At 47.9% G+C, this 984-nt stretch carries 1 protein-coding gene; it reads right to left on the reverse strand.

The annotated features are described in order from the left end of the window. Positions 1-818, reverse strand: an 818-nt coding sequence (locus A3762_RS18880; protein ID WP_068757123.1) for an ABC transporter permease, incomplete at its 3' end; no start/stop codon positions are given. Between the last annotated feature and the right edge of the window lie 166 nt (positions 819-984).

Genomic DNA, 984 nt, shown 5'->3' on the forward strand with positions numbered 1-984 from the left:
TGAGCTTGTAGACCGAGGACTTCGCCATTCAAAGCAAAGGCAATCACAATGCGATACAGAATAGAACCTACCACGCAGGCCAATGCCCAAAGTAGAATTGTGCGAGTGGATAGAAGCGCTTCGCCGCCAATAACAGAAGCTAGTCCAATAACGATAACCCCGACGCCCATTGTGACGTCAGCACTGCCTTGGCTTTGAGCAAATAAAGCGCCCGCTAGCGCAACTAAGGCATTTGAAATAGCCATCCCTAGAATGATCATCGCGCTTGTGTTAACGCCATTCGCTTTTGCCATTCTTGAGTTTGAACCGGTCGCACGCATGGCTAAACCCAGCTCGGTTTTTAGAAATGCGACGAGTAGTCCCAATACAACGAGCGCTAAAACCCCAAAGGCGATGGGGTAAGCAATATAATACGGGATTTCCGTGCCTGCGATGACGAGGTTGTCCAGAGGCGTGAGCAAGGTCTCGACGCCAAGCAAGGCTTGATTGGGTCCACTCATGATACGCAGGTTGATCGAGTAAAGAGCGATCATGGTTAAGATCGAAGCAAGTAAGTGAAGTATTTTAAGTTTTACGTTTAGCAGCGCCGTAATAACGCCGGCTATTGAGCCGGCGATACATGCTAGCAATGTTGCGAGTAAAGGGTGCAAGCCAGCCACAATCGTACTTGCTGCAACAGCCGCACCTAAGGGGAACGATCCATCGACTGTCAGGTCTGGGAAATCTAATATACGAAACGATATAAATATCCCAAGAGCGACGAGCGCAAATATAAAACCGGTCTCTAATGCACCGAAAAACGCAAAACTACTAATCATTGACTTTCCTACTTCTCAAATAGGTTTATTTGGCAACCTATTCAATGATTTCTTTCGCCTGTCCTAATAGCGCTTCAGGAATGGTTGTGCCCATGGCCTCTGCTGCTGGTAGGTTTAGATAAAGCTCTGTTTTCTCGACTCCTTGCACTGGAAGTTCACCTGGCGC

Source organism: Oleiphilus sp. HI0125 (assembly GCF_001635355.1).